The sequence below is a fragment of the Nocardia sp. Tas62D01 genome (assembly GCF_055232035.1).
In genome coordinates this window covers 3,067,044-3,089,923 of record NZ_JBUYUZ010000001.1, presented here as the reverse complement: position 1 = coordinate 3,089,923, position 22,880 = coordinate 3,067,044, and the positions used below count along the sequence as shown (strand labels likewise).

General features: G+C 67.2%; 17 protein-coding genes. 8 read left to right on the top strand and 9 right to left on the bottom strand.

Translation table 11 applies throughout. The features are described from left to right. Nucleotides 1-53 precede the first annotated feature (53 nt). Together ACV7NQ_RS15160 and ACV7NQ_RS15155 are read left to right on the top strand one after the other, a co-directional pair. Nucleotides 54-1,892 (top strand): phosphoenolpyruvate carboxykinase (GTP), encoded by a 1,839-nt coding sequence (locus ACV7NQ_RS15160; RefSeq protein WP_463360247.1) that lies wholly within the window; start codon nucleotides 54-56, stop codon nucleotides 1,890-1,892. Nucleotides 1,893-2,388: 496 nt separating this feature from the next. After that, nucleotides 2,389-2,580, top strand: a complete 192-nt coding sequence (locus ACV7NQ_RS15155) for a hypothetical protein (protein ID WP_463360246.1) — start codon at nucleotides 2,389-2,391, stop codon at nucleotides 2,578-2,580. Here the strand turns inward: ACV7NQ_RS15155 and ACV7NQ_RS15150 are convergent, their stop codons facing one another. After that, nucleotides 2,581-4,026 carry an aldehyde dehydrogenase gene (locus ACV7NQ_RS15150; protein ID WP_463360245.1) on the bottom strand — a complete coding sequence of 482 codons (1,446 nt, stop codon included), beginning with the start codon at nucleotides 4,024-4,026 and terminating at the stop codon, nucleotides 2,581-2,583. It abuts the gene before it with no gap. Between the two features lie 210 nt (nucleotides 4,027-4,236). On the opposite strand from ACV7NQ_RS15150, the gene ACV7NQ_RS15145 reads away from it, so the two are divergent. Further along, nucleotides 4,237-4,545 carry a hypothetical protein gene (locus ACV7NQ_RS15145; protein ID WP_463360244.1) on the top strand — a complete coding sequence of 103 codons (309 nt, stop codon included), beginning with the start codon at nucleotides 4,237-4,239 and terminating at the stop codon, nucleotides 4,543-4,545. On the opposite strand, the gene ACV7NQ_RS15140 is transcribed toward ACV7NQ_RS15145, so the two are convergent. Then, entirely contained in the window at nucleotides 4,542-5,255 is a 714-nt protein-coding gene (locus ACV7NQ_RS15140; protein WP_463365675.1) for a class I SAM-dependent methyltransferase, read from the bottom strand. The two genes, ACV7NQ_RS15145 and ACV7NQ_RS15140, sit on opposite strands and share 4 nt — an antisense overlap. Nucleotides 5,256-5,831: 576 nt before the next feature. Between ACV7NQ_RS15140 and ACV7NQ_RS15135 the strand changes: the two genes are divergently transcribed. Continuing rightward, the gene (locus ACV7NQ_RS15135) at nucleotides 5,832-6,998 is read left to right on the top strand and encodes a glycosyltransferase family 4 protein (protein WP_463360243.1); all 1,167 of its coding nucleotides are present in this window, start codon (nucleotides 5,832-5,834) and stop codon (nucleotides 6,996-6,998) included. Nucleotides 6,999-7,060: 62 nt separating this feature from the next. On the opposite strand, the gene ACV7NQ_RS15130 is transcribed toward ACV7NQ_RS15135, so the two are convergent. Continuing rightward, nucleotides 7,061-9,055, bottom strand: a complete 1,995-nt coding sequence (locus ACV7NQ_RS15130) for a hypothetical protein (protein ID WP_463360242.1) — start codon at nucleotides 9,053-9,055, stop codon at nucleotides 7,061-7,063. A gap of 366 nt (nucleotides 9,056-9,421) precedes the next feature. On the opposite strand from ACV7NQ_RS15130, the gene ACV7NQ_RS15125 reads away from it, so the two are divergent. Together ACV7NQ_RS15125 and ACV7NQ_RS15120 are read left to right on the top strand one after the other, a co-directional pair. Beyond that, nucleotides 9,422-11,017 carry a polysaccharide biosynthesis protein gene (locus tag ACV7NQ_RS15125; RefSeq protein ID WP_463360241.1) on the top strand — a complete coding sequence of 532 codons (1,596 nt, stop codon included), beginning with the start codon at nucleotides 9,422-9,424 and terminating at the stop codon, nucleotides 11,015-11,017. 60 nt (nucleotides 11,018-11,077) lie between these two features. Then, nucleotides 11,078-11,443, top strand: coding sequence for a VOC family protein (locus ACV7NQ_RS15120; protein ID WP_463360240.1), 366 nt, complete (start codon nucleotides 11,078-11,080; stop codon nucleotides 11,441-11,443). A gap of 89 nt (nucleotides 11,444-11,532) precedes the next feature. Here ACV7NQ_RS15120 and ACV7NQ_RS15115 read toward each other — a convergent pair whose 3' ends face one another. Beyond that, nucleotides 11,533-12,681 carry a PorA family protein gene (locus tag ACV7NQ_RS15115; RefSeq protein ID WP_463360239.1) on the bottom strand — a complete coding sequence of 383 codons (1,149 nt, stop codon included), beginning with the start codon at nucleotides 12,679-12,681 and terminating at the stop codon, nucleotides 11,533-11,535. A gap of 202 nt (nucleotides 12,682-12,883) precedes the next feature. On the opposite strand from ACV7NQ_RS15115, the gene ACV7NQ_RS15110 reads away from it, so the two are divergent. After that, a complete protein-coding gene (locus ACV7NQ_RS15110) occupies nucleotides 12,884-14,146 on the top strand; it encodes an acyltransferase family protein (protein WP_463360238.1) in 1,263 nt (420 codons plus the stop codon). Between the two features lie 159 nt (nucleotides 14,147-14,305). On the opposite strand, the gene ACV7NQ_RS15105 is transcribed toward ACV7NQ_RS15110, so the two are convergent. From ACV7NQ_RS15105 to ACV7NQ_RS15085, 5 genes are all read right to left on the bottom strand, one after another. Beyond that, nucleotides 14,306-18,967 (bottom strand): alpha-(1->3)-arabinofuranosyltransferase, encoded by a 4,662-nt coding sequence (locus tag ACV7NQ_RS15105; RefSeq protein ID WP_463365674.1) that lies wholly within the window; start codon nucleotides 18,965-18,967, stop codon nucleotides 14,306-14,308. A gap of 44 nt (nucleotides 18,968-19,011) precedes the next feature. Then, the gene (locus ACV7NQ_RS15100) at nucleotides 19,012-19,182 is read right to left on the bottom strand and encodes a DUF2613 domain-containing protein (RefSeq protein ID WP_463360237.1); all 171 of its coding nucleotides are present in this window, start codon (nucleotides 19,180-19,182) and stop codon (nucleotides 19,012-19,014) included. A gap of 72 nt (nucleotides 19,183-19,254) precedes the next feature. After that, nucleotides 19,255-20,376: an isochorismate synthase gene (locus ACV7NQ_RS15095; RefSeq protein WP_463360236.1), complete on the bottom strand. Its 1,122-nt coding sequence runs from the start codon at nucleotides 20,374-20,376 to the stop codon at nucleotides 19,255-19,257. A gap of 129 nt (nucleotides 20,377-20,505) precedes the next feature. Next, nucleotides 20,506-20,985, bottom strand: a complete 480-nt coding sequence (locus tag ACV7NQ_RS15090; RefSeq protein ID WP_463360235.1) for a universal stress protein — start codon at nucleotides 20,983-20,985, stop codon at nucleotides 20,506-20,508. Nucleotides 20,986-21,326: 341 nt separating this feature from the next. Next, on the bottom strand, nucleotides 21,327-21,506 hold the full coding sequence (locus ACV7NQ_RS15085; protein ID WP_463360234.1) for a YegP family protein: 180 nt from the start codon (nucleotides 21,504-21,506) through the stop codon (nucleotides 21,327-21,329). Between the two features lie 186 nt (nucleotides 21,507-21,692). On the opposite strand from ACV7NQ_RS15085, the gene ACV7NQ_RS15080 reads away from it, so the two are divergent. Further along, entirely contained in the window at nucleotides 21,693-22,859 is a 1,167-nt protein-coding gene (locus ACV7NQ_RS15080) for a glycoside hydrolase family 3 N-terminal domain-containing protein (protein WP_463360233.1), read from the top strand. Nucleotides 22,860-22,880 lie beyond the last annotated feature (21 nt).

Below are 22,880 nucleotides of genomic sequence, written 5' to 3'. Positions count from 1 at the left end.
GGCCTATAGGCCAGGCGGAAACACCTAGAACCGCCCATCTCAGGAGAGTTTTCATGACCTCAGCGACCATTCCTGGTCTTCGTGGATCCGACGGCAAAACGCCGACCGAGCACAGCGAACTACTCGCCTGGGTACAGGAAGTCGCAGAACTCACTCAGCCGGAGCGAGTGGTCTGGGCGGACGGTTCCGATGAGGAATGGGACCGACTGACCAACCAGTTGGTCGCGGCGGGCACGTTCAGGCGGCTCGACGAGAAGAAGAAGCCGAATTCCTTCCTCGCTCTCTCCGATCCTTCCGACGTGGCTCGAGTCGAGTCGCGCACCTACATCTGTTCGAAGACCGAGGCCGATGCGGGCCCGACCAACAACTGGGTCGACCCCGCCGAGATGCGCGCCACCATGACCGAGCTGTACCGCGGCTCGATGAAGGGCCGCACCATGTATGTGGTGCCGTTCTGCATGGGCCCGCTCGGTGCCGAGGACCCCAAGCTCGGTGTGGAGATCACCGACTCCGAGTACGTCGTCGTGTCGATGCGCGTGATGACCCGGATGGGCGACGCCGCGCTGGACAAGATGGGCATCGACAAGCCGTTCGTGAAGGCGCTGCACTCCGTTGGCGCGCCGCTGGCCGAGGGCCAGGCCGATGTGCCGTGGCCGTGCAACGACACCAAGTACATCACCCACTTCCCCGAGGACCGCGAGATCTGGAGCTACGGCTCCGGCTACGGCGGCAACGCGCTGCTCGGTAAGAAGTGCTACTCGTTGCGCATCGCGTCGGCCATGGCCCATGACGAGGGCTGGCTGGCCGAGCACATGCTGATCCTCAAGCTGATCTCCCCGGAGAACAAGGCCTACTACGTCGCCGCGGCCTTCCCGAGCGCCTGCGGCAAGACCAACCTCGCGATGATCCAGCCGACGGTTCCCGGCTGGCGCGCGGAGACCCTGGGCGACGACATCGCCTGGATGCGTTTCGGCAAGGACGGCCGCCTGTACGCGGTGAACCCGGAGTACGGGTTCTTCGGCGTCGCGCCCGGCACCAACCACAGCTCCAATCCCAACGCCATGGCCACCATGGCCGCGGGCAACACCGTCTACACCAACGTCGCGTTGACCGACAACAATGACGTCTGGTGGGAGGGCCTGGAGGGCGAGCCCGATCACCTGATCGACTGGAAGGGCAACGACTGGTACCTCCGGGAGACCGAAACCCTTGCCGCGCACCCGAACTCGCGTTACTGCGCGCCGATGTCGCAGTGCCCGATCCTGGCCCCAGAGTGGGACGACCCGAAGGGCGTGCCGATCTCGGCGATCCTGTTCGGCGGACGCCGCAAGACCACGGTTCCGCTGGTGACCGAGTCCTTCGATTGGCAGCACGGCGTTTTCATGGGCGCCACCCTGTCCTCGGAGCAGACCGCCGCGGCCGAGGGCAAGGTCGGCACCGTGCGCCGCGACCCGATGGCCATGATCCCGTTCATCGGCTACCACGTCGGTGACTACCTGAACCACTGGATCAACGTGGGCAAGAACGCCGACGCGAACAAGCTGCCGAAGATCTTCTACGTCAACTGGTTCCGTCGCGGCGCCGACGGTCGCTTCCTGTGGCCAGGATTCGGCGAGAACTCCCGCGTGCTGGAGTGGATCGTCGGTCGCATCGAAGGCATCGCGGGCGCCGAGAGCACCGTGATCGGCAACGTGCCGTCCGCCGCGCAGATCGACCTGGACGGCCTGAACGTCGACGCCGACGATGTCGACGAGGCGCTGAAGGTCGATGCGGACGATTGGCGCAAGGAGATTCCGCTCATCGAGGAGTGGTTCGAGTTCGTCGGCGACAAGCTCCCTTCGGGCGTCCGCGACGAGTTCGAGGCCCTGAAAGAGCGCCTGGGCTCTATCTGATTGCAGCGCCTGCGGCGCTGCGTGTTCGCGGCCCCATGATGGCTCGCGTCCGAGCGGCCGAGACTCGCGACTGCGTCGCATGCGCTTCGGCCACTCGGACGCGAGCCGGGCCGCGAACGGGCGCTCGTAAGACTCGCGCCGCAGTAGGTCGCAGTGTTCGTGACACGCCCGCACCATCTTTCGGATGGTGCGGGCGGTTTCGTTTGTCCGGCAGGGTTATTCCGACGAGAGGTCGAACGGTCGCGGTGTGCGATCGTGGTCGCGCTTTCGGTCGTGATGGCGATTCCGGTTGCCCGAGAAAGTCGCGGGCCGATACCGGCACCGGGTTTTTCTCGGGCCGCATTTCGGGATAACTCGCTGGGTTTGCCCGAAAGTGGCTATGCTTTGCCTGTTCTCCGTCTCACGGCTGTCTGACTGAACTACTTCCCTTATCGACTCGTGGCTGCGCGATGTCCGCGGCAAACGATGAGATCGAAGCGCGAGAGGTGGTTGGAGCATGACCGATCTGGAAATCGTGCGGCCCGTTCCCCAGGTTGCCGGAATCGAGCTGGCGACCGCGAGCACGCCGCTACGGCGCGCCGCGGGTCGACTGCAGGCGGTACTACCCCCGGGCTGGCGGGTCGACATCGTCGACGCGCCGGGGCACGATCGCCAGCCCGTCCTGCGGGTGGTTATGCCAGGGAGGTGACTACCCCGTCCAGCCCAGCGGCATGAGCAGGGACTTCTGCTCGCAGAACGCGTCGAGACCCTCGGGACCATTCTCCCGGCCGAGGCCGGAATTCTTGTACCCGCCGAAGGGCGAGCCGGGATCGAACGCATACCAATTGATCGCGTAGGTGCCGGTGCGCACCCGCGCGGCGATCTCGGCGCCGTGCTCGATATCGCTGGTCCAGACCGATCCGGCCAGGCCGTAGACGGAATCGTTGGCGATGGCCACCGCCTCGTCCTCGGTCTCGTAGGGGATCACCGACAGCACCGGGCCGAAGATTTCTTCCTGCGCGATGGTCGAGGAGTTGTCCACGTCGGCGAAGATCGTCGGCTCGACGAACCAGCCGCGATCCAGATCGGCGGGTCGGCCGCCGCCGAGCACCAGCCGCGCGCCCTCCGCCTTGCCCTTGGCGATGTAGCCCTCGACGCGTTCGCGCTGGCGCTCCGAAATCAGCGGGCCCAGCGTCACTGTCGGGTCGTTGGGGTCGCCGACCTTCATGGTGCGCACGTGCCCGACCAGTGCATCGAGGATTTCCGCATACCGGCTGCGCGGTGCGAGGATCCGGGTCTGCGCGACGCAACCCTGGCCGCTGTTCATCAGACCGGAGAAGGCGAGTACGGGGATGTTCGCGGCGACGTCCATGTCCGGCAACAGGATCGCCGCGGATTTGCCGCCGAGCTCGAGCGACACGCTCTTGAGCTGACCGGCCGCAATCGCGCCGATCTTGCGGCCGACCGCGGTGCTGCCGGTGAAGGTGATCTTGTCGACGTCTGGATGCGAGACCAGGTACTCGGCGGCCTCCGCGTCGGCGGGCAGCACAGAGAGCACGCCTTCGGGCAGACCGGCTTCGGTGAAGATGTCGGCGATCTTGTTGGCGGTCAGCGGGGTCAGCGGGGCGGGCTTGAGCACCACCGTGCAGCCGGCGAGCAACGCCGGGGCGAGCTTGTTGGCCGCCAGGAAAAGCGGGACGTTCCATGCGGTTACGGCGGCGACGACACCGCGGGGTTCGCGGGAGACGCGGGAGGTGCCGAACACTCCGGTGCGGGTTTCGTTCCAGGGAAAGGATTTTGCGAGCGCGGCGTACGCATCGAGCGCGGCAACCGCGGGGATCTGGTTGAGCGTCATGGCGATCATCGCCGGTGCGCCCATCTCCGCGGTGAGCGTCGCGAGCAGGTCGGCCGAGCGTTCCTCGATCAGGCGCGCGGCGCGGGTGAGTACCTGGGCGCGTTCCTCCGGCGGGGTGTGTGGCCACGGGCCGGAGTCGAAGGCGCGGCGGGCTGCGGCAACCGCGGCGTCGACGTCGTCGCGAACGACCACCGGGACGCTGCCCACGGTCTCGACCGTGGCAGGCGAGATGACCTGGAGGCGCTCGGTGCTGGCTGGCGCGGTCCAACGGCCGCCGATGAACAAGCTGTCGTAATGCATGAGAACACGTTACAGTTTCGTGGGCTCCTTTGTCTGTAACCTGTTCCAGTTATATGTCCTGCCATAGCTCTGAACAGGGTGAATTCCAACCTGTTGGTTCGTTTTTTCAGAGAACGCACTATTGCGTTCTGTTGCTGCGAAGAGCATGCTGTTGCTACTGATCAGCTCGCTCGATTCATGAACCGATGGCGTAATTGGGGAGTTAGAGTCATGGCGGTGCAAGTGATCGGCTGGTCCCTGATGACGAGCGACCAGACCGAGCATCAAGCTAAAAGCGTAGGCGCGGGGGGATGGGTCGTCTCCTTCCTGCCGGGCCGGACGCTGACAATCGAGCAAGCCACCGCGGCCATGCAGGCTGCCGAGGCGGTCGCGGCCGTAGGGATGCTGGCAGACCTACTCGCACTCACCACCCTGGAGACCGTCGGTCTGGCCATTCAGGAATCGTCGTGGCTGGAGTCGTCGTACGGAACGTGCGCCAGGCGCAGCTGGCGGCGGGGCTGGCTGGAAAGACAGCCCTAGCGCGACTTGGTGGCTACCACCATGAGGTTGCTCACCAGAAACTCGCGCAGCACGGGGATCCGGACAAGCCACCACGCCCAGCGCGGGTGGTAACGCGGGAAGGCGACTCGCACATCGGCGGAAGTGTGTGCCGCCCAACGTAATCCGTCCGCGGCCGTGACGGCGAACATCGATGCGCCGAACCGGTTCTTCGGTTCCCGACCCTGCTTGCGTCGATACCGGCGCGCGGCATACTCCCCGCTCAGGTAGTGCCACGGCCCGGTCTCGTGCCCGCCGAACGGCCCGAGCCAGACCGTGTACGACAGCACGATCAGCCCGCCCGGGCGCGTCACCCGCACCATCTCATCGGCCATCACCCACGGCTGCGGCACATGCTCGGCGACATTCGACGAGAAACAGATATCCACCGCATCGTCCCGAAACGGCAGCGCCATCCCCGACCCACGCACCGCGCCCGGTACCGAAAGCCCGGCGGCGTGCATCTCCGAGGGATCCGGCTCCACCGGGATGTACCGCGCACCGGTGCCTGCGAACTCGTCGGCAAAGTAGCCAGGGCCGCCACCCACATCGAGAATCGTCGCGCCCTCGAGCCCGCGCCCGGTGATGTCGGCGTAGAAGTCACTGATCATCGCCGCACTATCGGCGGCCAGAACGCCATAGAAGAGCGCCGGATCGGTCTGCTCGAACCGAAAACTGCCGAGCAACCGCATCGACCGCCGCAGCGTCGCCCGCCGCGCAAACCGGGACAACGCTCGCCGCCCCAACCGCGGCGCACCAACCCCCGCGTCCGCGACCGGCGTACTTTCAGCTCTCAGCACGGCGCCGAGTCTCGCATAACCCCGGCAACTCACCGACGCCCCCGCCCACCATCCCCGGCGATGGGTTGCTGCGCGACATGCATTTGGCCGCGTGGCGACATCGAGGCAGCCATCGACTGGCGTTGTGTCCCGGAGTGCGATCTGGCTGCCTGACGAGCGGCGGAGGGTTTCATGGTCTGAGCCGATGTGCTGAGCGGGCTGCCATCGGCAGTGGCCCGAGGCGAGAATTATGTGCCGAGCGGCACCCGGCTGGGATGCAGGTCGATAACGGTTCTCCGTGGTAACGCTCATTCGGGTGTCGGGCACCTGTGGGAATTGCGGTGTCCAGTGGGTCGGTGTCGGCGCTGCATTGCTGGTGGTGTGCGAGAACCGGGCCGGTGGCGGCTTGCTGGACGGGTGCGCAGGTTAGGGTGTTGGGCGATATCCGACGTCCCCGATCGGGACCTACCGACCGAGAGAAGCTTCACCGTGCGCGAAGTCCTCATGCTGTGCTGGCGTGACACCGGGCACCCGCAGGGTGGCGGCAGCGAACGGTACCTGGAGCAGGTGGGTGCCCAGCTTGCCGCACGCGGGGTCAAGGTGACCCTGCGGACCGCCCGTTACCCGGGTGCGCACAAGCGTGAGCGGATCGACGGCATCGACATCAGTCGCGCCGGCGGGCGCTACTCCGTATATCCGCGGGCGTTGGCCGCCATTGCCCTCGGCAGGATCGGTATCGGGCCGCTGCGCGGGGTGCGACCCGACGCGGTGATCGACACGCAGAACGGCATCCCGTTCTTCGCGGGCGCCGCGACAAAGGCGCCGTCCGTCGTGCTGGTGCATCACGGCCATCGCGAACAGTGGCCGGTTGCCGGTTGCCTGGTCGGCCGGATCGGCTGGTGGATCGAATCGCGACTATCGCCGCGGGCCCACCGCCGCAACCAGTACCTGACCGTCTCGCTGCCCTCGGCCGAGGAACTGGCCACCCTCGGGGTGGACCGTTCGCGGATCGCGGTGGTCCGCAACGGCGCCGAGCCCGTCCCCGCCGACGCGCCCACCGGCGCCGCAGCGCTGCGCACGCCGGACCCGCGGATCGTGGTGCTGTCCCGGCTGGTGCCGCACAAGCAGATCGAGGACGCATTGGCCGTGGTCGCGCGGTTGCGAACCCGGATCCCCGGCCTGCGCCTCGACGTGATCGGCGACGGCTGGTGGGCCGACAACCTGAAGACCACCGCTCACGACCTCGCCATCTCCGACGCCGTCGCCTTCCACGGCCACGTCGATGAACGCCGCAAGCACGAACTGCTCGCCCGAGCCTGGGTACACGTGCTGCCCTCCCGCAAGGAAGGCTGGGGCCTCGCCGTCATCGAGGCCGCCCAACACGGCGTACCAACCATCGGCTACCGCAGCTCCCGCGGCCTCACCGATTCCATCGTCGACGGCGTCACCGGCGTCCTGGTCGACGACGTCACGCAACTGGCCGACTCCGTCGCCGACCTACTCGGCGACCCCGAAGCCCGCACCGTCATGGGCGAAAAAGCCCGAGCCCGCGCCCACGAATTCTCCTGGGAACAAACCGGAAACGGCGTCTACCAAGTCCTCTCCGCCGCCTCCCAAGGCCACCACACCTCCGGCCTCCTCCCACCCTCCCCCTAACCGGCCAGAGCTGCACATGACTGCCGCGACACGCCGCATTCGGCCGCGTTGGGGTTGAGTGGCTATCTCGTCGGTTGTCGGGGTGACAGGGCTGCGATCAGTAGGCCGCCTACGAGGAGTGCGGCCCACACGAGGTGGGCGGCGTAGGTGAGTAGGCGGTGCGCTGGCTGTGCATCGTTGCGGTGGTCGGTTGCGCCGGGGACTCGGTACAGGGTTAGTTGGGGGTCGTTGTAGACCGGATCGAGTTGGGCGAGGGCGGTTTTGGACTCGCCGAGTGGGCCGGGAGTGGTGCGCTCTACCAGTACCCAGCCGACTCCGAGGTCGGCCAGCTTCTGGGCCGAACCACCTTGCAGTAGAAGGCTTTCCACCTCTCGCGCCCGTTTGCCCTCACCGGCTATGGAGTGGCCGTCCACCGAAAGCCGGCCGGTTTGCAAGACATCATTGGGCAGCATGCGCGGCGCGGGATCCAACACCGGTGCCCGGCCACTGTAGGGAAACTTGCGGAACATCCCGCCGGGAAGAACGGCGACATCGCCCGGTCCGTCGATGCGCTCGGCGACCCGCTGCCAGCTGACCGGATAGTGCACCGGCCGCACCGCACCGCCTACGCCCCACGCAAGGTCGAACTGCGGCAGCACTAGCAGTGCGATGAAAACCGTTGCAGTGAGCGACATCAGGGCCGTGGTCGCACCACCACGCCGCTGTCGATGGGTAGCCGCATCGTTGCGCTGCCCCGCGGTTATCGGTGTAGCGGCCGTGCGCGCCCGCTCATCCGGCAGATCGGAATCAGCCTGTAGCGCTACCGAGTCAACCGTGGAATCGATTCTTGTGGACAACCGGCTGGCGACAACCCCACATCCGGCTGCGGCACACAACGCATAGGCAGGCATAGCCAACGCCACGTACTTCTGCGTGTCACGCAGCAGCCCCGCCCCAGGCACCCGAGCGACCAGCCACTCCATCACATCCATACCCGACGCCGTCGCCCCCAGCGCGGGCAGCACGACAGCGACGACGGCAAGGATGAGCAGCCTCCGTCGGATATCGAGTCTGGCTCGATCGATCGTGTCGGTAGCCGTGGAGCTCATGACGGCGTTGATGGGTGAAGGAATGGTGCTTGCGGCAGTGTCGTCAGCAGGGGCGGTCTCCGTATCGGTTCCGGCGGGGATGACGCGGGTGGTCGCGGCGACTGCGCGGATGCCCGTTGCCACGAGGGCCAGCAGGAGAATGGTTGCGGCGAGGGCGAGCAGGGTGGTGCGGGAGTCAGGGACGGCGTCGGAGTTCCAGATTCCGCCCAGTCCGGCAAGGCTGCCGAGGGTGCCGAGCCCGGGTTCGGCGCGGGCGGCGAAGGCGGCAATCCCGGCTGGGTCCGAGGTGTCGGCGCCCGCGCCGGACAGCACCGTTGCCGTCAACCACGGTGCCGATGCAACCAGCAGGAGTATCAGCGTTCCGAGGATGTTTCGGCGGCCGACGAGGACCAAAGCCGTACAGCCTGCCAACAGTGCACCGGTCGGCGTAAGCCCTGCTGCAGCAAGGCATCCGGCCAACGCGGCCCAGGTGCCCGCCCTACGGGAAGAGGTAGATGCCCGTAATCGGTAGGCCGCCAATGCCGTCCATGGCAGTGCTGCGTATCCGGCCAGCAGGCTCCAATGGCCTTGTAGCAGACGCTCTGCCACATATGGATTCCACAGTGCGACTGTGGTGGCGACCAGTTGCGGGCCGAGCGATACCCGAAGCAGTTCGCGCGCCAGCACCGCAGCGCCGTATCCAGCTGCCCACAACGCGGCGAGCAGGATCGCCTTGACTATCAGCCCGCCATCGATGACCGGGGACAGCGCGGCAAGGAGCCCGTCCTGCGGCACGGCCCGCGGGGCGGCATCGCCGAGCCCGAGCGCCGAGTCGGTCAGATAGGAGCGCGGCGTACTCACCGCATCGCGCAACAGCAGATACCCGGACCCGAGCAGTGGACCCGCGATGAGCAGCGTCAGCACCGCGCTGTACCCGACCGGGACAAACCTCACCCATCGGTCGCGCCGAGCCTGCCCGCCGTCACTCACGTTTGTCGACCCTACGTCCCGATCCCGAAGCCACCCTCCGCCCGCCCTGCCACCGCAGCCGTCGGTCGGGCGCGGCCTGTCGTTGCTTGTCGTGCCGCTGAGGCACCTTGCTGTCTATCCGGTCCGTCGCACGCAATGGTGCTGCGTACTCGCTGATCGGGTGACCACGGCCGGACTGGCAAATCGTGACGATTCGATTGTCGCAGCGCTGGAAGCCCGGCGCGCGGGATGTGGATGGTGTGGTGGGTCGCAGGCGGATAGCGCGATTGGTCTGGATGGGTGTGGTGTTGATCGAGTTGAGGGGGCGGCGCTGGGTGCGGGCGGGGCGGGGCGGAGTTGATGGGGGTGAGGTGGGACTATGGCTCGGTGCCTGACGCCCGTCGCCTTCCTGTTGTGGCGGATCTGACGTTGGTGACGGCGGGGGCGATGACCGCCAATGTGGCGGGGTATTTGCTGCAGTTGCTGGCGGGGCGGTGGCTTGGGGTTGCCGGGTACAGCGAGTTTGCGAGTTTGCTTGCGGTGCAGTTGCTGTGTGCGGTGCCCGCTTTGGCGTTGCAGAACGTGGTGGCCAGGGAGTTGGTTCGGGGGGCAAGTGTTGCCGCGCTGCGGGGGTTGCAGCGGCGGTGTGCGGTGATTGTCGCTGTTGTCGCGGCGGTGTTGGTGCCGTTGGTGACGGTTGCGCTGAACGTGGGGGTGGTGGCGTGTGCGGGCGCGCTCGGGGCGGCGCCTGCGTTGGTGGTACTTTCCGGTGAGCAAGGAATTCTGCAGGGCGGCAGGCGGTTTCGGGCGCTGACGGTGGTGCTCGGTGCGGCTGGAGTAGTGCGGGTTGCCCCTGCGCTCGCGGTGCTCGCAGTGGCTGGGAGCGCGGCTCCCGCGCTGTGGGCGGCGGCGATCGGGATCGCTGCCGCCGCAGTCTTCGCTCGGTGCGTTGCTGGGTCAGCCGTCCCGCGGGTGCGATCCGATCTCGGTGCTTCTGGTGCTTCTGGTGCTTCTGGTGCTTCTGGTGCTGCCGCTCCCGGTGTCCGTGGATCCGCTGGGTTCGGTAGGTCCGATGCCGGTGTATCCGATGGCTCTGGTACCGGTGGGACCCGGGCATTCGACGACACCGACCCATGCGATGACACCGACGCATCCGACGACACCGACGCATCCGGCGGCACACTCGCATCCGACGACACCGACGCATCCGACGGCACACTCGCATCCGGCGGCACACTCGCAGCCGACGACACCGACGCATCCGGCGGCACACTCGCATCCGGCGGCACACTCGCAGCCGACGACACACTCGCATGCGACGGCACACTCGCAGCCGACGAAACCGATGCAGCCAACCAAGCCTCTACGTTCGTCGGCGTACTCCCCGTCCTCCGGGCCGCACAGGTACAGGCGGCACTGATGGCCTTGTCGTCGGCCGACTTGATCGTCGCCCGAATCGTCCTGGACAAGGAAGACGCGAGCCGATATGCCCTCGGCACCATCGCCGCGAAGATCGCCTTCTGGCTCCCCCAGGCGGTCGGTGTCGTGTTGTATCCGCGCATGGCCCAGCCGACGCAATCGGCGCGCGCCATCCGGGACGCGCTCGCGGTGTTGTCCGGTGTCGGGGTGGTTGGCGTACTCGGCGCTGTGGTCGCGGCACCGCTCGCACCGCTGTTCGCCGGCAAGGATTACGCGCCGATCGAGGGACTGCTGTGGGTCTTTGCGCTGCAGGGCGCCATCCTCGCGGTACTGCAAGGCGCCTTGCTGTCGGCGATAGCGGTAGACCGCACCGCCCTCGCCGCCGTGACCTGGCTGGGTCTGGCGGTCGAGATCACGCTCATGCTGTCGTTCGCCCGCTCTGTCCCAGCCCTGATCACCACCGCTGCTTCCGTCGCCGCCGCCACCACCCTGCTGGTCGCCGTGATAGTCCTACGCACGGCGGACCACTCCGGACGGGCGGCACGGCAGCATTTGCCTGGTTGAGCCGCGCGACAGTTGGTCGCATCGCGTCCGATCACCGCCGCGCTGACCTACGATCACCCCATGATCACCGCTGTGCACACCCTGGTCTACGCGGAGGATCCGGATGCGGCTCGCGCGTTCTTCCGCGATGTCTTGTGCTGGCCGAATGTGGATGCCCACGACGGCTGGCTCATTTTCGGGACCGGCCCGAGCGAGCTCGGCGTGCATCCCGCGGATGGTCCACCACGTCATGAGATTTCGCTAATGTGCGATGACCTGGACCGAACCATCGCCGAATTGACCCAGCACGGAGCGCAATTCGCGGGCGAGATCGTTGAACACGCCTTCGGCCGCTGCATCGACATCCAAATCCCCGGCGCCGCAACGATGCTGCTGTATCAACCTCGACACCCGGTGGCCTACCCGTTGGGCTCGCCGCTGCCCTGAATTCACCTGTATCGGAAACGAACTCGGCTCCCCGGCGGAAAAGGCAGGGGAGCCGAGTTCGAAAATATGTGCTGACAGCGGGCCCGCTGTCACGGGCGTTTGTTGATATTGATCTGTTGGGTGGGTGCGTCGTTGACCCGGCCCTGTGGGCCCGCGCCGGTCGGGGCCGGGCCACCGCTGCGCCGAGCGGGAGTGCCGCCGCGCGGGGTAGCGGGCGAACCGACACGGATGCCGAGGATAACGCCGACGATCAGGGCGATCGCACCGAGGACGCCGAGCACGATCGGGATGATCCGGCCATACAGCGACAGCTTGTCGATGTTCTGCTTGGCCACCGAAATCTGCGACTCGATGGTGCTCTCGTTGAAGACGAGGTTCGATTTCAGCGCGGTGACCTCCGGCTGGTCGCCGCTGCGCGCGTAGTACAGGTGAATCTGCTCGCCACCCTTGATCACCGTGCCGGTCTTCGGCTCGACCCACAGGTCGCGGGTGTTGGTGTACCACCGGGTCATGGTGACCGGGCTGTCACCACCCTCGACTCCCCACTTCGCGGCGGGCAGCGACAGCTTGTTGGTCGGCGCCTGCACCACGTCCCACATGTTCGTCACCGGGACGTGCTGCTGGAAGTGGTAGACCTTCATGTTGTTGATCTCGGTCTCTTCGACGAAGTTGACGTCGAAGCTCTTGCGCGCGTTGATATCGAAGTACGGGTAGGTCTTCTTCTCGGTGCCGATCGGGAACCGGTACTGCAGACCGGTGTGCTGCACCGGGTCGGCGATGCTCTCGCCGTCCTTGTTCACGGCGACCGCGATGGAGCCGTTGGGCTCCTTGTTGATCGGCATCCCGGTCTTGCGGTCGATGGTGACCCGGTCGACGACCGCGGTGAGCAGGCCGGTGTCGGCCTGCTTATCGATGCGCCGCAGTGTCTGACCGGCCTGGATGGTCATTTGGTTGGCGTCGGAGGGGTCCTCGACGGTGAGGTAGCGCTGCGAGACCAACGGCACGTTGGTGTCGACCTTGGCCGAGCCCTCCGGCGAGGTGAGCGACTTGGAGTCCAGCACCGTGCTTTCCGAGCCGGGCTGGTTCGTCGCGATGGTGGTGATCTCGAGGTCGAGAGGAGTTTTCGCCAGTTTGCTGACGGTGTACGCCGGGATCATCACCGCGGCGACGATCAACAACGCGCCGAGACCCACGAGCAGGCAGGCCACCGTCTTTCTGGTTCCGGCACTCAGTGCCATGCAAACTCTCCTCGTCGTAGAACACCGGTCGTTCCGGCGAGTACTGCGGGCGCGCCACGGCACTCGTGAGCCCCGACACTAACAGTCCGGTGTCGTACCATGCGGTGCCGAGGGCGGATTCGGCCCGGAAATCGCCCGTTTCAGCGCGAAGTTGAAACGAGGGGTTCTCACCTGGGCGAGTGCACAGGCAGACTGGAAGCCGATGACCACCACCATGCCCGACAAGCCGCGCGCCTTCGTGCCCGCGTTGGAAGGCATGCGCGCAATGGCGGCGCTCGGCGTCGTTCTCACCCACGTCGCGTTTCAGACCGGGGCCGCGGGCACGCCTGTGCTCGGCCGAATCTGGGGACGGTTCGACATGGCGGTCGCGGTGTTCTTCGCGCTCTCCGGTTTTCTGCTGTGGCGGCCGCACGCCGCCGCGGCGCACGGACTCGGTAGCGCGCCGTCCGTCGGCTACTACCTGAGGCATCGTGCTGCGCGAATTCTGCCCGCGTACTGGGTGGTGGTGTGCGCGGCGTTGGTGCTGTTGCCGAGTGCGGCGGGCACGGCCGGGCTGCGGGTGTGGGTGTCGAACTTGGGCTTGCTGCAGGTATTCGTGCCGCTGACGCTCACCGACGGGCTCACGCAGATGTGGAGCCTGTCGGTCGAGGTGTCCTTCTATCTAGTATTGCCATTGCTGGCGATTGCGGTGGTGTGGTTGCGCGGCGGAGCGGCACGCTGGCGGGTACCCGCGATCATCGCGCTGGCGGTGGCGAGCCTGAGTTGGAATTTCATTCCGGTGCCGACGCCCGATGCCATTCATTCGGATAATTGGCTGCCCGGTTATCTGCCGTGGTTCGCGGCGGGCATGCTGCTCGCCGAACTTGTGCACTATTCTGATTCGCTATCAAAGTGGCGCCGCATCGCGGGCAATCAACCGATCATGTGGACTATCGCGCTCGCCGCATTCCTCTTCTCCGCAACCGATCTCGGCGGCCCCGCCGGACTGACCAGGGCCGAATCCTGGCAGTACGCGGCGAAAATGGGTCTCGGCGCCATCATCGGCTTTGCCCTGCTCGCACCATTGGCGTTGCGCCCGCCGACCGCCCGGCCACACCGCTGGTTGGAATCCCGGGTCGCCGCGACCATCGGCCGCTGGTCCTATGGGATCTTCCTATGGCACCTCGTGGTGCTGTCGGTCATCTTCCCGGTCTTCGGAATCCTGCCCTTCCACGGCAATTTCGCCTACGTCCTCACCCTCACGATCGCCCTCACCCTCCCCGTCGCCGCCGCCAGCTACGCCCTCGTCGAAGAACCGTCCCGCCACTTCGCCCGCAACCGTGACCGGGCGAGGGCAGCGACGAAAGCTGATGGAGCGCTGGGCGTCGCGGGCGTTGGTGCCGAAGGAGTTGGGGACCAGGTTGCCAGGGTTGGGGACAACCCAGCCGAGGTCGCGGACGACGACGCCGGAGTTACGGCAACGTAGCCAGGTGTTACCGCAACTGGCGGTGGGGACAACACTGACCGGGCCGGGTCAACGCAGCTTGCGTCGCACACGTTTGGATCCTGGCCGGGGTGGAGGGCTCTCAGTGCTCCACTCTGCTCGATGAACAGCGGCGCTGATGCCGGACGCTCGAAGTACGACCTATCTGGCCTTGTTCTTACCAGGTGCGAGCGTCGCGACGCCCACCGCGATCACCGCGATCAGCGCAGGCAATTGGACCCACAGCGACCCACCCATGTACCCGCCTGGGGCTCGCCATGGTCCAGTCGACAGCGCGGCTGCAGAGGCAGCGGTACCCAGACCTGCCAGGGCCGCAAGGACTTTCGGTGTGAACCGTGGTGCGAACCATGTAGCGGCGAGCATCGCGACAGTAAGAGCGGTTCCGACCGGCCCGGCGATCACCGTGGCAGCACCGGCCAGGCATAGAGCGCCGAGGAGACGATTACCCCAGGTAACCGGTGTGGCATCAGAGGTCTCGGCTGTGCTGGTGTGCGTGGCTGTGGCGCCAAGCCCCAGTGCGCCGAGGAGGCGACGTCTCCAGGTGATCCGATGGGGGCTCGACGTGCGCTCGTACGCGGTAGGGGTAGCGGTGTCCAACGCTGGATCAGGGGTGGCGTGTGTCGCCTGGGCTGAGTCGGCCTCCGAGGTCGAATTCGACCACATTGCAGCCGCAACCGAGCTCACAGTCGTGCGTGCGGTGGAGCCATTGCCGGGCGCATCAGAGTTGGGTTCTGTCCCACCAGTTGTCGGGCTTCGACGCTTGCGGGCTCGGCGAGGGATCGCTAGGACGGCGAGAGGAATCAAGAGGAGGAGACCGCCGAAAATGCCGAGGCGGTACCAGCGATCGGCGGGAAACTCGATGGTGATGGGGCCCTTGGCATCTGGGGGCAGAAGCCAAGCTTGCTGCCAGCCGTCGACGACGATGGGTTCTAGTGCGTGTCCGTCTGCGGTGTGTGCCCGCCAGCCGGTGTTGGTGCTCAGGGGCAGTACGAGTAGCCGGGTCCTCAGGAGTGAATCCTGTTGCGCCGGTTGGCCGTGCGCGGTGTTGTCGAGATCGTTCTGCTGGTCCTGGCTGCCTGGCGCGGTGTTGGTCTCGGTCGATCGCTGGTCCGGAACGCTTGGTCCGGGGCCGAGATCGGCCCGTTGTCGGCCAGGAACGTCCGGTGCGGAATCGGACGGGGCGGCGGCGGGTAGGTCGGTGCGGTTCAGGCGCAGGCGATCGACGAAGAACACGTCGGTGGGGACGACGGTTACGTCGGCTCGGCCCTGGGGGACCGTGAGTTCGTTGGAGGATTCGGAATCAGGTTGGGGTAGTTCCGAATTCGTGCACGCCCGAGCGGGGATCGGTGCGCCGGAACGGAGTTCGTCGGCGGTGGCGGTGACAGTCGTGTGGACGTAGCCTCCGCCGAGGGTGATGGTGGGGCCGTCTGCGCATGGTATGGTGATCAGGCGGTCGGGGGCGGCGGGTGCGGGGTAGTCCGGGCCGAGTACCGAGACTTCGGCGAGGCCGGGGGGCTGGGTGACAGCGAAGCCGAGGGCGGTGCGGTCGAGTACTGACTTCCAGGTATACAGACTCAGTTCGATTCGGTCGGTCACCTTGGGGTGCAGCGAGATTCGGATGGGAGTGCCCGGCTCGTGCTCGTCGAGGTCGCGTACCTGCGGGCCGTCGCCGAGGTTCACCGCCACCGAGGTGGGCGCGGCGGGTAGTCCGCCGAGCGACGGGGTGATCTCCAGTCCGGTCACCAGCGCGGGCTCGGGCAGTTCGAGGGTCAGGGTCGGCTTGCCGCCTGTCGGATTCCGTACCGAGTCCTCCGGGGCGCTCCAGCTGGTGCGTGGATCGCCGTCGGTCGCGGCGAACGCGGAACCGCGCAGGTCACCGACATCGCCTTGGCCTCGCGCCACCGGCCGCGAGTGATCGCTGAGCAGCGCCTCCAGCGCGGGACCCTGACGGGTGCGGACGGTTAGCGCAGGGGTGACCGTGACGGGTTGAGGTACCGACAGTGTGCGTTCGAAGGTGCCGGGCTCCTCGGGCGCCAGCGCGAGCCCCTTGCTGCACCGCACCCGGTCCGGCGCATCGAAACAGGCGCTGCGACCGGGGAATTCCTGCCCCAGATCCCAGGCGCCGACCTGCGCACCCGGCGGGGTGGGCGGCAATACGGTCCGATGCCGGATATCTACCCGCACTGGTTTGTCGCGGACGCTGTAGTCGTCCAGAGTGAGTTCGCTGATGCCGAATTGCCCACCGCGCGTGCCACTCTCGGAACGGATGGCGGTGATCGTCAGCCAGTCGGTCCGTCCTGCGGGCAGCGAGATCGTCACCGGTGCACCGGGTTTGGAAATCCGCGCGGAGACGCTGCCGTTCGCGGTGTCCACCTCCACCCACTTCACCGGGTCGCCGATGGCGGCGGCGCTGGTGGAAAGCCGCAGCAGTCCGGAGGTGATCGGATGGTCGAGATCGAGCCGAAGCCACTGTCCCAGTGCGTGTTCGGTGCCGTTGCTGATCCAGGCGGTCGATGGATCGCCATCGACCACGGCCGCGGTAGAACTGCCCGGTGCGGCGCCGCCGAGCTGGGTGGCGTCGGCGGCGGAGCTGGATGCGGTGATCGTCGCGCCCGACCATTCACCACGCACCAGGCCCGCGCCGGGTACCGGATAGTCGGGCACCAGGTTGTGGGTGCGGCGAGCGTCGGAAGGGGCGCGTAGTGCGGAATTGTGGTTGTCGACCCGACCGAAATCGGCTTCCCGGTCCATCGGGGTGTCGGTGACCGTCACCGGACCGATCGGCAAACCCGCTCTGGCCGCGTCGGTCGCGAGAAGCGCTGGCGTATCGGGTGTTCCGTCGCGGCGCAGCCGCTCGAGCACCTCGGGCCCGCCCTGTACAACCGGAACCGCGCCCAGTGGCGCGGTGTATGCCCCGGGAAACGACGTCGGTGCGCCGCGCCCGCTGCGCACCTCGGCAGGTGTTCCCGGCGAAGGAGCCTGCACTCGATAGATCTCGATCGCTGGATACGCGGGCCGCAGATCACCATCGGCGACCAGGCCCTCGGAGATGACGGCCGTCTGGATGGGATTGCCGAACTCGGCCACCTTCGCCAGCCCGGGCGAGCCGTTCAGAGCCTGGTGCGCCAGCATCGGTCGGGTCGAGCGCGACGTCTCCGGGTCGAGATCATTGCGCAACACCAGGATTCCGATGCCCTGACCGATCAGTGTCGCCGCGAGTCCGGTCGATGGCCTGCCGTCGGCGATCAAACGCTGCACCGAATCCATCGCGCGGATCGTGCCGGGCGGGTTCAACGGCACCGCGTCGCGCACCGCCCATGGCGTGCTCGCCAGCGCCTGCAACGGTTCGTCCCGGGTGAGTCCCCAGATCTGGCTGCCGAACGGCGCTCCGGGTACGACGAGTGCACGGGTGTCGGCGGCGTTGTGCGCCAACCAGTCCGCGGTCTGTTGCCAATACGCGGGCACCCTGTCGTATGAGCCGCGCGGCGCCAGCTTCTCGGTCCAGGCCAGCGACGTGGACAACACCAGCGCAGTGAGGATCAACGCTGCCAGCGCCACCGACCGATCGCGTTCGGGGTGGGCGAATGAGCTGCGCCACACCGGCATCGGTACCGAGGCGGGCAGCGGCACCCTGGTCAGCAGATGGGCGAGACCGAGTACCAACGGGATTCGGATCAGCGGTTCCAGCTTGTGCACATTGCGCAGCGGCGCGCCGCCGGAATCCAGGAAGGTTCGCACCGTCTCCGCGAACGGCCCGCTCAATTCCCCGACGTACCCGGCGCAGATCCCGACCAGTCCGACGAGCAGGATTAGAGCGAGCCGCCCTCGGCACGGCATGGACCGCATAGCCAGCCCCGCCATGCCCGCCGCGGCGAGGAGGCCGGTGGCCAGCACCGCCGCGGGCTGGGTCACCAGCACAGCGCCCGCGATCCGTTCCGGCGATACGAACGGTGTCCAGCTGTCGGTGCCGCGCAGCACCTCGCCCAGGGACGCCCATTGCGTGGTCACGCCCGAGGACTCGATGTAGTCCAGGAACGGCGGGCTCACCTTGCCCAGCAGCAGCAATGGCACCGCCCACCAGAAGGTGGCGAGCACGAGCATCGGAATCCAGGCTCTGGTGAACCGCCACCAGGTCCGGTTCGGTCGGTAAGAAGCCCACCACAGCAGTGCGGGCAAAAACGCCGCGACGGTCGCCACCGCATTGACCGACCCCATCAGCGCGAGCGCGAGCGCGCTACCGGCGGGCGAGGCCGCACCACCGCGCTTTCGGTTCCGATAGGCGGTGCCGAGCGCGGCGGGCGCGAGCAGCACCCACGGCGCCAGCACCATCGGCAGCGTCTCCGAGGAGATCGAACCGAGCGTGGTCAACACCCGAGGCGACAGCGCGAACGCGACGGCCGCGATGATGCGCGACCCACGGCTGCCGATGTCGAGCGTCTCGCAGAGCGCGACGATGCCCCAGAACCCGGCGAGCAGGAGCAGCGCCCACCAGATCCGCTGGGTCGCCCAGGCGGGCAGGCCGAGTACATGCCCGGCGGAGAAGAACGCGCCGTGTGGGAAAAAGTAGCCGTATGCCTGGTTCTGCACCTGGCCCATGGGGGCCTGACTGCTCCACAGGTGCGCGGCGCGTTCGAGGAAACCCAGGGGATTCTGCGCTAGGTCGTATTTGGTGTCGGCGACCGTCTGCCCGGGCGCCTGCAGAAACGTGAGCAGCAACGCCGCGACCACGGTCCAGACGAACCAGCGTCTGCCCAGCCGGGCAGCGCTGGGCAGACTCGGCGACGAGCCGCTGCGCTGACTCAGCGCCGCGCCGGAAGAACCGAGCGAGTCGGCAGGTGAAGCGGCGGTCAGCGGCTGCCGTACTCAACGTTGTTGAGCAGCGAGGAGTCGGAGTCACCGCTGCGTTGGATTTCCGGGCGCGAGTTCTGCTGCACCGCCACCGTGATGATCAACACCGCGATCGTGCCCAGCACGGCGCCGGCGACCGCACTTGCAACACCAGGGACAGCAAACTTCATCGCGGCACTCCAATACATTGATGCAGGCACATTCTGGGCCAACCTAGCAGCAAGCCTGCGCTCCACGTTCGTTCAGCCCGCCTGTTGCGCGCAATCACCTCGGTGTTCCGGGATCGCGCACTGCAGGCTACCTAGCAGGGTGCGCAGTTTGGCGGTGGTTTCGTCGAGTTCGGCGTGCGGGTCGGAGGCGGCGACTATGCCACCGCCCGCGAAGGCACGGACGGAGTGGCCGTCGGCGGAGAGTTCGGCGCAGCGGATCGCTACTATCCATTCGCCGTCGCCTTGCGCGTCGCACCAGCCGACCGCGCCGCCGTAGAAGCCGCGGTCTTCCTCGAGGTGGGTGATGGTGTCGAGGGCGAGGTCGGTGGGTGTGCCGCAGACCGCGGGGGTGGGGTGCAGTAGCAGTGCCAGGTCGAGTGCGGATGTCGCGGGATCGCGCAGTCGGCCGGTAATGGGGGTGGCGAGGTGCCAGACCTCGTGGGTGCTGATCAGTTCGGGGCCGTCCGGGATGTTCAGCTCCGCGCAGACGGGGCCGAGGATCTCTCGGATCCATTCGATGACGAAGGCGTGCTCGTCGAGATTTTTGGTGCTGGCCAACAGCTCTCGGGCCTGCGCGGCATCGGCGTCTGGATCGGCGAGGCGCGCCACGGTGCCCGCCAGCGGGCGCAGCGTCACGGTGTCACCGTGTCGCGCGACCAGCACCTCCGGCGTGGCGCCGACCAGCGTCGCTCCGGGGCGGCCCGCGGGCGTCAGGTCGACCGCGAAGACATTCGCGTTCGGATGCCTGGTCTGCAGATGTCCCGCGACGAGCTCCGGATCCAGCACGCTGTCCGCCTCGGCCAGCACCGATCTGGCGGCCACGACCTTGCGCAGTTGCTGCTGCGGATCCTGCAACTGCTCGATCAGCTTCGTCACCCGCGCGACATGCTCTGCCGGACTGGGTATCTCGGCGACCGCCGACACCCGAGGCAGCTCCGGCAGCGCGGCGGGCCGCCATGGTCCCGAAGTGTGTTGTGCCTGTTCAGGCGCACTCAGTGCGGCAGGCCGACGCGGATCGAACGGCAACGCACCGACGATCAAATCCGCCGTCCCGTCGCGCAATGCCGCCACCGCCCGCGGCGCCTCGTCGAACGCGTTCCGGATACCGGATGCACGAACGACGCCACCGGGCCGGGCAAGCAAGAATCCGCTCATACCCCTCGACCCTAGCCCCGCCCCACCCGCCCCACCCCTCGAGCAACCCAAATCTCACAGCTCCCGCCGAGTGGTACATGGCTGCGGCAAACGTCGGGAAGCGCGCACAACCATGGGCCGCTCGTCGAGCTAGCGGGTGGGTTCCTTGCCGGGCGGCACCATGAGGACGGGGCGGTGGCAGTGCTTGAGGACGGCGTCGGCGACGCTGCTGTGCAGGAGGGCGCGGATGCCGGTGGCGCCACGGGTGCCCGCCACGATGATGTCGACATCGAGGTCGTCGGCGCATTCGACGATGGCGTTCCATATCGTCGTCGTGCATTCGGAGGTGCGCGCCTCGGCATTGAGACCGGCGAGTTTAGCCAGCCGGACACCCTCGGTATTGATATTGCGGGCATCGACGTAGGCGACGTCCTCGATCTCCTCGTCGGGCACCCACTCCGGCTGCATCACGCCGGACAGGCCGGACAGTCGGGCGGCTTGGCGCACCATCGGCTCCCAAGCGGTCAGCACAACGGCTCGGTTCGCCGCGAGGAACCGGCCCGCGTATTCGATGGCCCGCTTGGCGTTCTCGGAACCGTCGTAAGCAATGAGCATCAGATCGCACGGCACGATGACCTCCTGCTGGGAGTCACACGACTACGCAATCAGGCTACTCCCGGCCAGCCCGGGTTGCCGTGTCGCCGCGCGCGGAAACGACCCGGGAGCGCTGCTGTTTTTCGAGTTCGGGCAGCGACTCGAATCGGGCTACGCCATGGGCATGTTCGAGCGCTCTCCCCGTGCCGCAGGCGGTGCGGTCGTCCGACACGGCCGAACGGCTCGTCTACCGCAATCTCGTCGACGCCTGCGCCCCGGGACGCCGCGGTATCGAAATCCCTACCGCGAGTGGACCGCTGCGCGATACCGACGCCGTTGCCTGCGGCGGTGTGCTCCGGTCGCTGTCTACCGAGCGATCAGGTCTGGTCGTCGACTGCGGCGACGGGCGCGTTCTTCATAACCGATTCGATGCCGGCCGTGGCCGCCGCCTTGCTCGCGTAGCCCTGACTTGCGACGACGATCTCGCCGTCGTCCGCCTTCAGCCGGAAGCGGAACTTCCCGTCCTCGTCTTTGAAGAGCTCGAACTTGGGAGCCATGATTGCCGCACCTTCCTCTCGAACCCCATATCCCCAACTGATGGGCCGCCACCCTCGGTCCAATGTTCGACATGCCCGCGGATGATCACGGCAAACCCAGCTGATCAGGGCAAACCAGTCGCGGCCTCGAGGTGGTCCCACACCCAGGCGTGCCATCGCCGGGCGCGGCGATTACGGTGGTCAATCATGCGAAAGACGCTTCTCGTCCTGCTCGCTATCCTCGCGGGCGTCGCGACCTCTTGTTCCAGCGGCGACACCTCGACCACTGCGACCTCTCGGACCCAGACGCCCGATTCGCCGCCCGCGTCGGGGTCCTCGGTTCCGGCCACTTCGCCCGCGAAGCTGGACTGCGGGGCCGAGTATCTCGCGCAGTTCACCCCGCGGCAGAAGCTGGCGCAGCTGTTGACCGTCGGGGTCACCGGCGCCGCCGACGCCGAGAACGTGGTGCGCACCGAACAGGTGGGTGGCATCTTCATCGGCGGGTGGACCGATCCGGCGCTGCTGGCCAATGGTCAGATCGATCAGGTCAAGGCGGCGGCCAAGGTCGCGCTGATGGTGACCATCGATGAGGAGGGCGGCCGGGTCTCCCGGGTCAAGGGCCTGATCGGCGCCGTGCCCTCGGCCCGCGTCACGGCGCAGACCATGACACCCGAGCAGTTCCACGACGCCACGCTGACCAGGGGTAGGGCGCTGAAAGACCTTGGCGTCACAGTGGATTTCGCCCCCGACGTCGACGTGAGCAGCCAGCCCGACGACTCCGTCATCGGCGACCGTTCGTTCTCCGACGATCCCGCGGTGGTGACCCGCTATGCGGACGCCTACATCCGCGCGATGCGTGAGGTCGGCGTCGGCACGGTGATGAAGCATTTCCCCGGCCACGGCTCCGGATCCGGCGATTCGCACACCGGCGCGGTCCATACTCCGCCGCTGGATCAGCTGCAGACCGTCGACCTCGTCCCGTTCCGCAACCTGATCAACTCCGGCGCCGGCGTCATGGTCGGACATCTCGACGTGCCCGGCCTCACCACGCCGGGCGTGCCCGCCAGCATCAGCCCCCAGGCCATGTCGCTGCTGCGGGATGGCACCGGATACGGCGCCGCGCCCTTCCAAGGCATCATCTTCACCGACGATCTCGGTGGCATGGCCGCCATCACCAGCCGGATGAGCATCGAGGACGCCGTCGAGGCGGCACTGATCGCCGGTGCTGACAGCGCCCTGTGGATAACCACGGATGCCGTGCCGCAGGTGCTCGATCGTCTCGAACAGGCGGTATCGAGCGGTCGCCTGCCCACCACCCGGGTCGATGCATCCGTGCTGCGCATCGCACGCTACAAGGGCGCGCTGACCTGCTGACCTGCGGCTCAACTCGTCCGG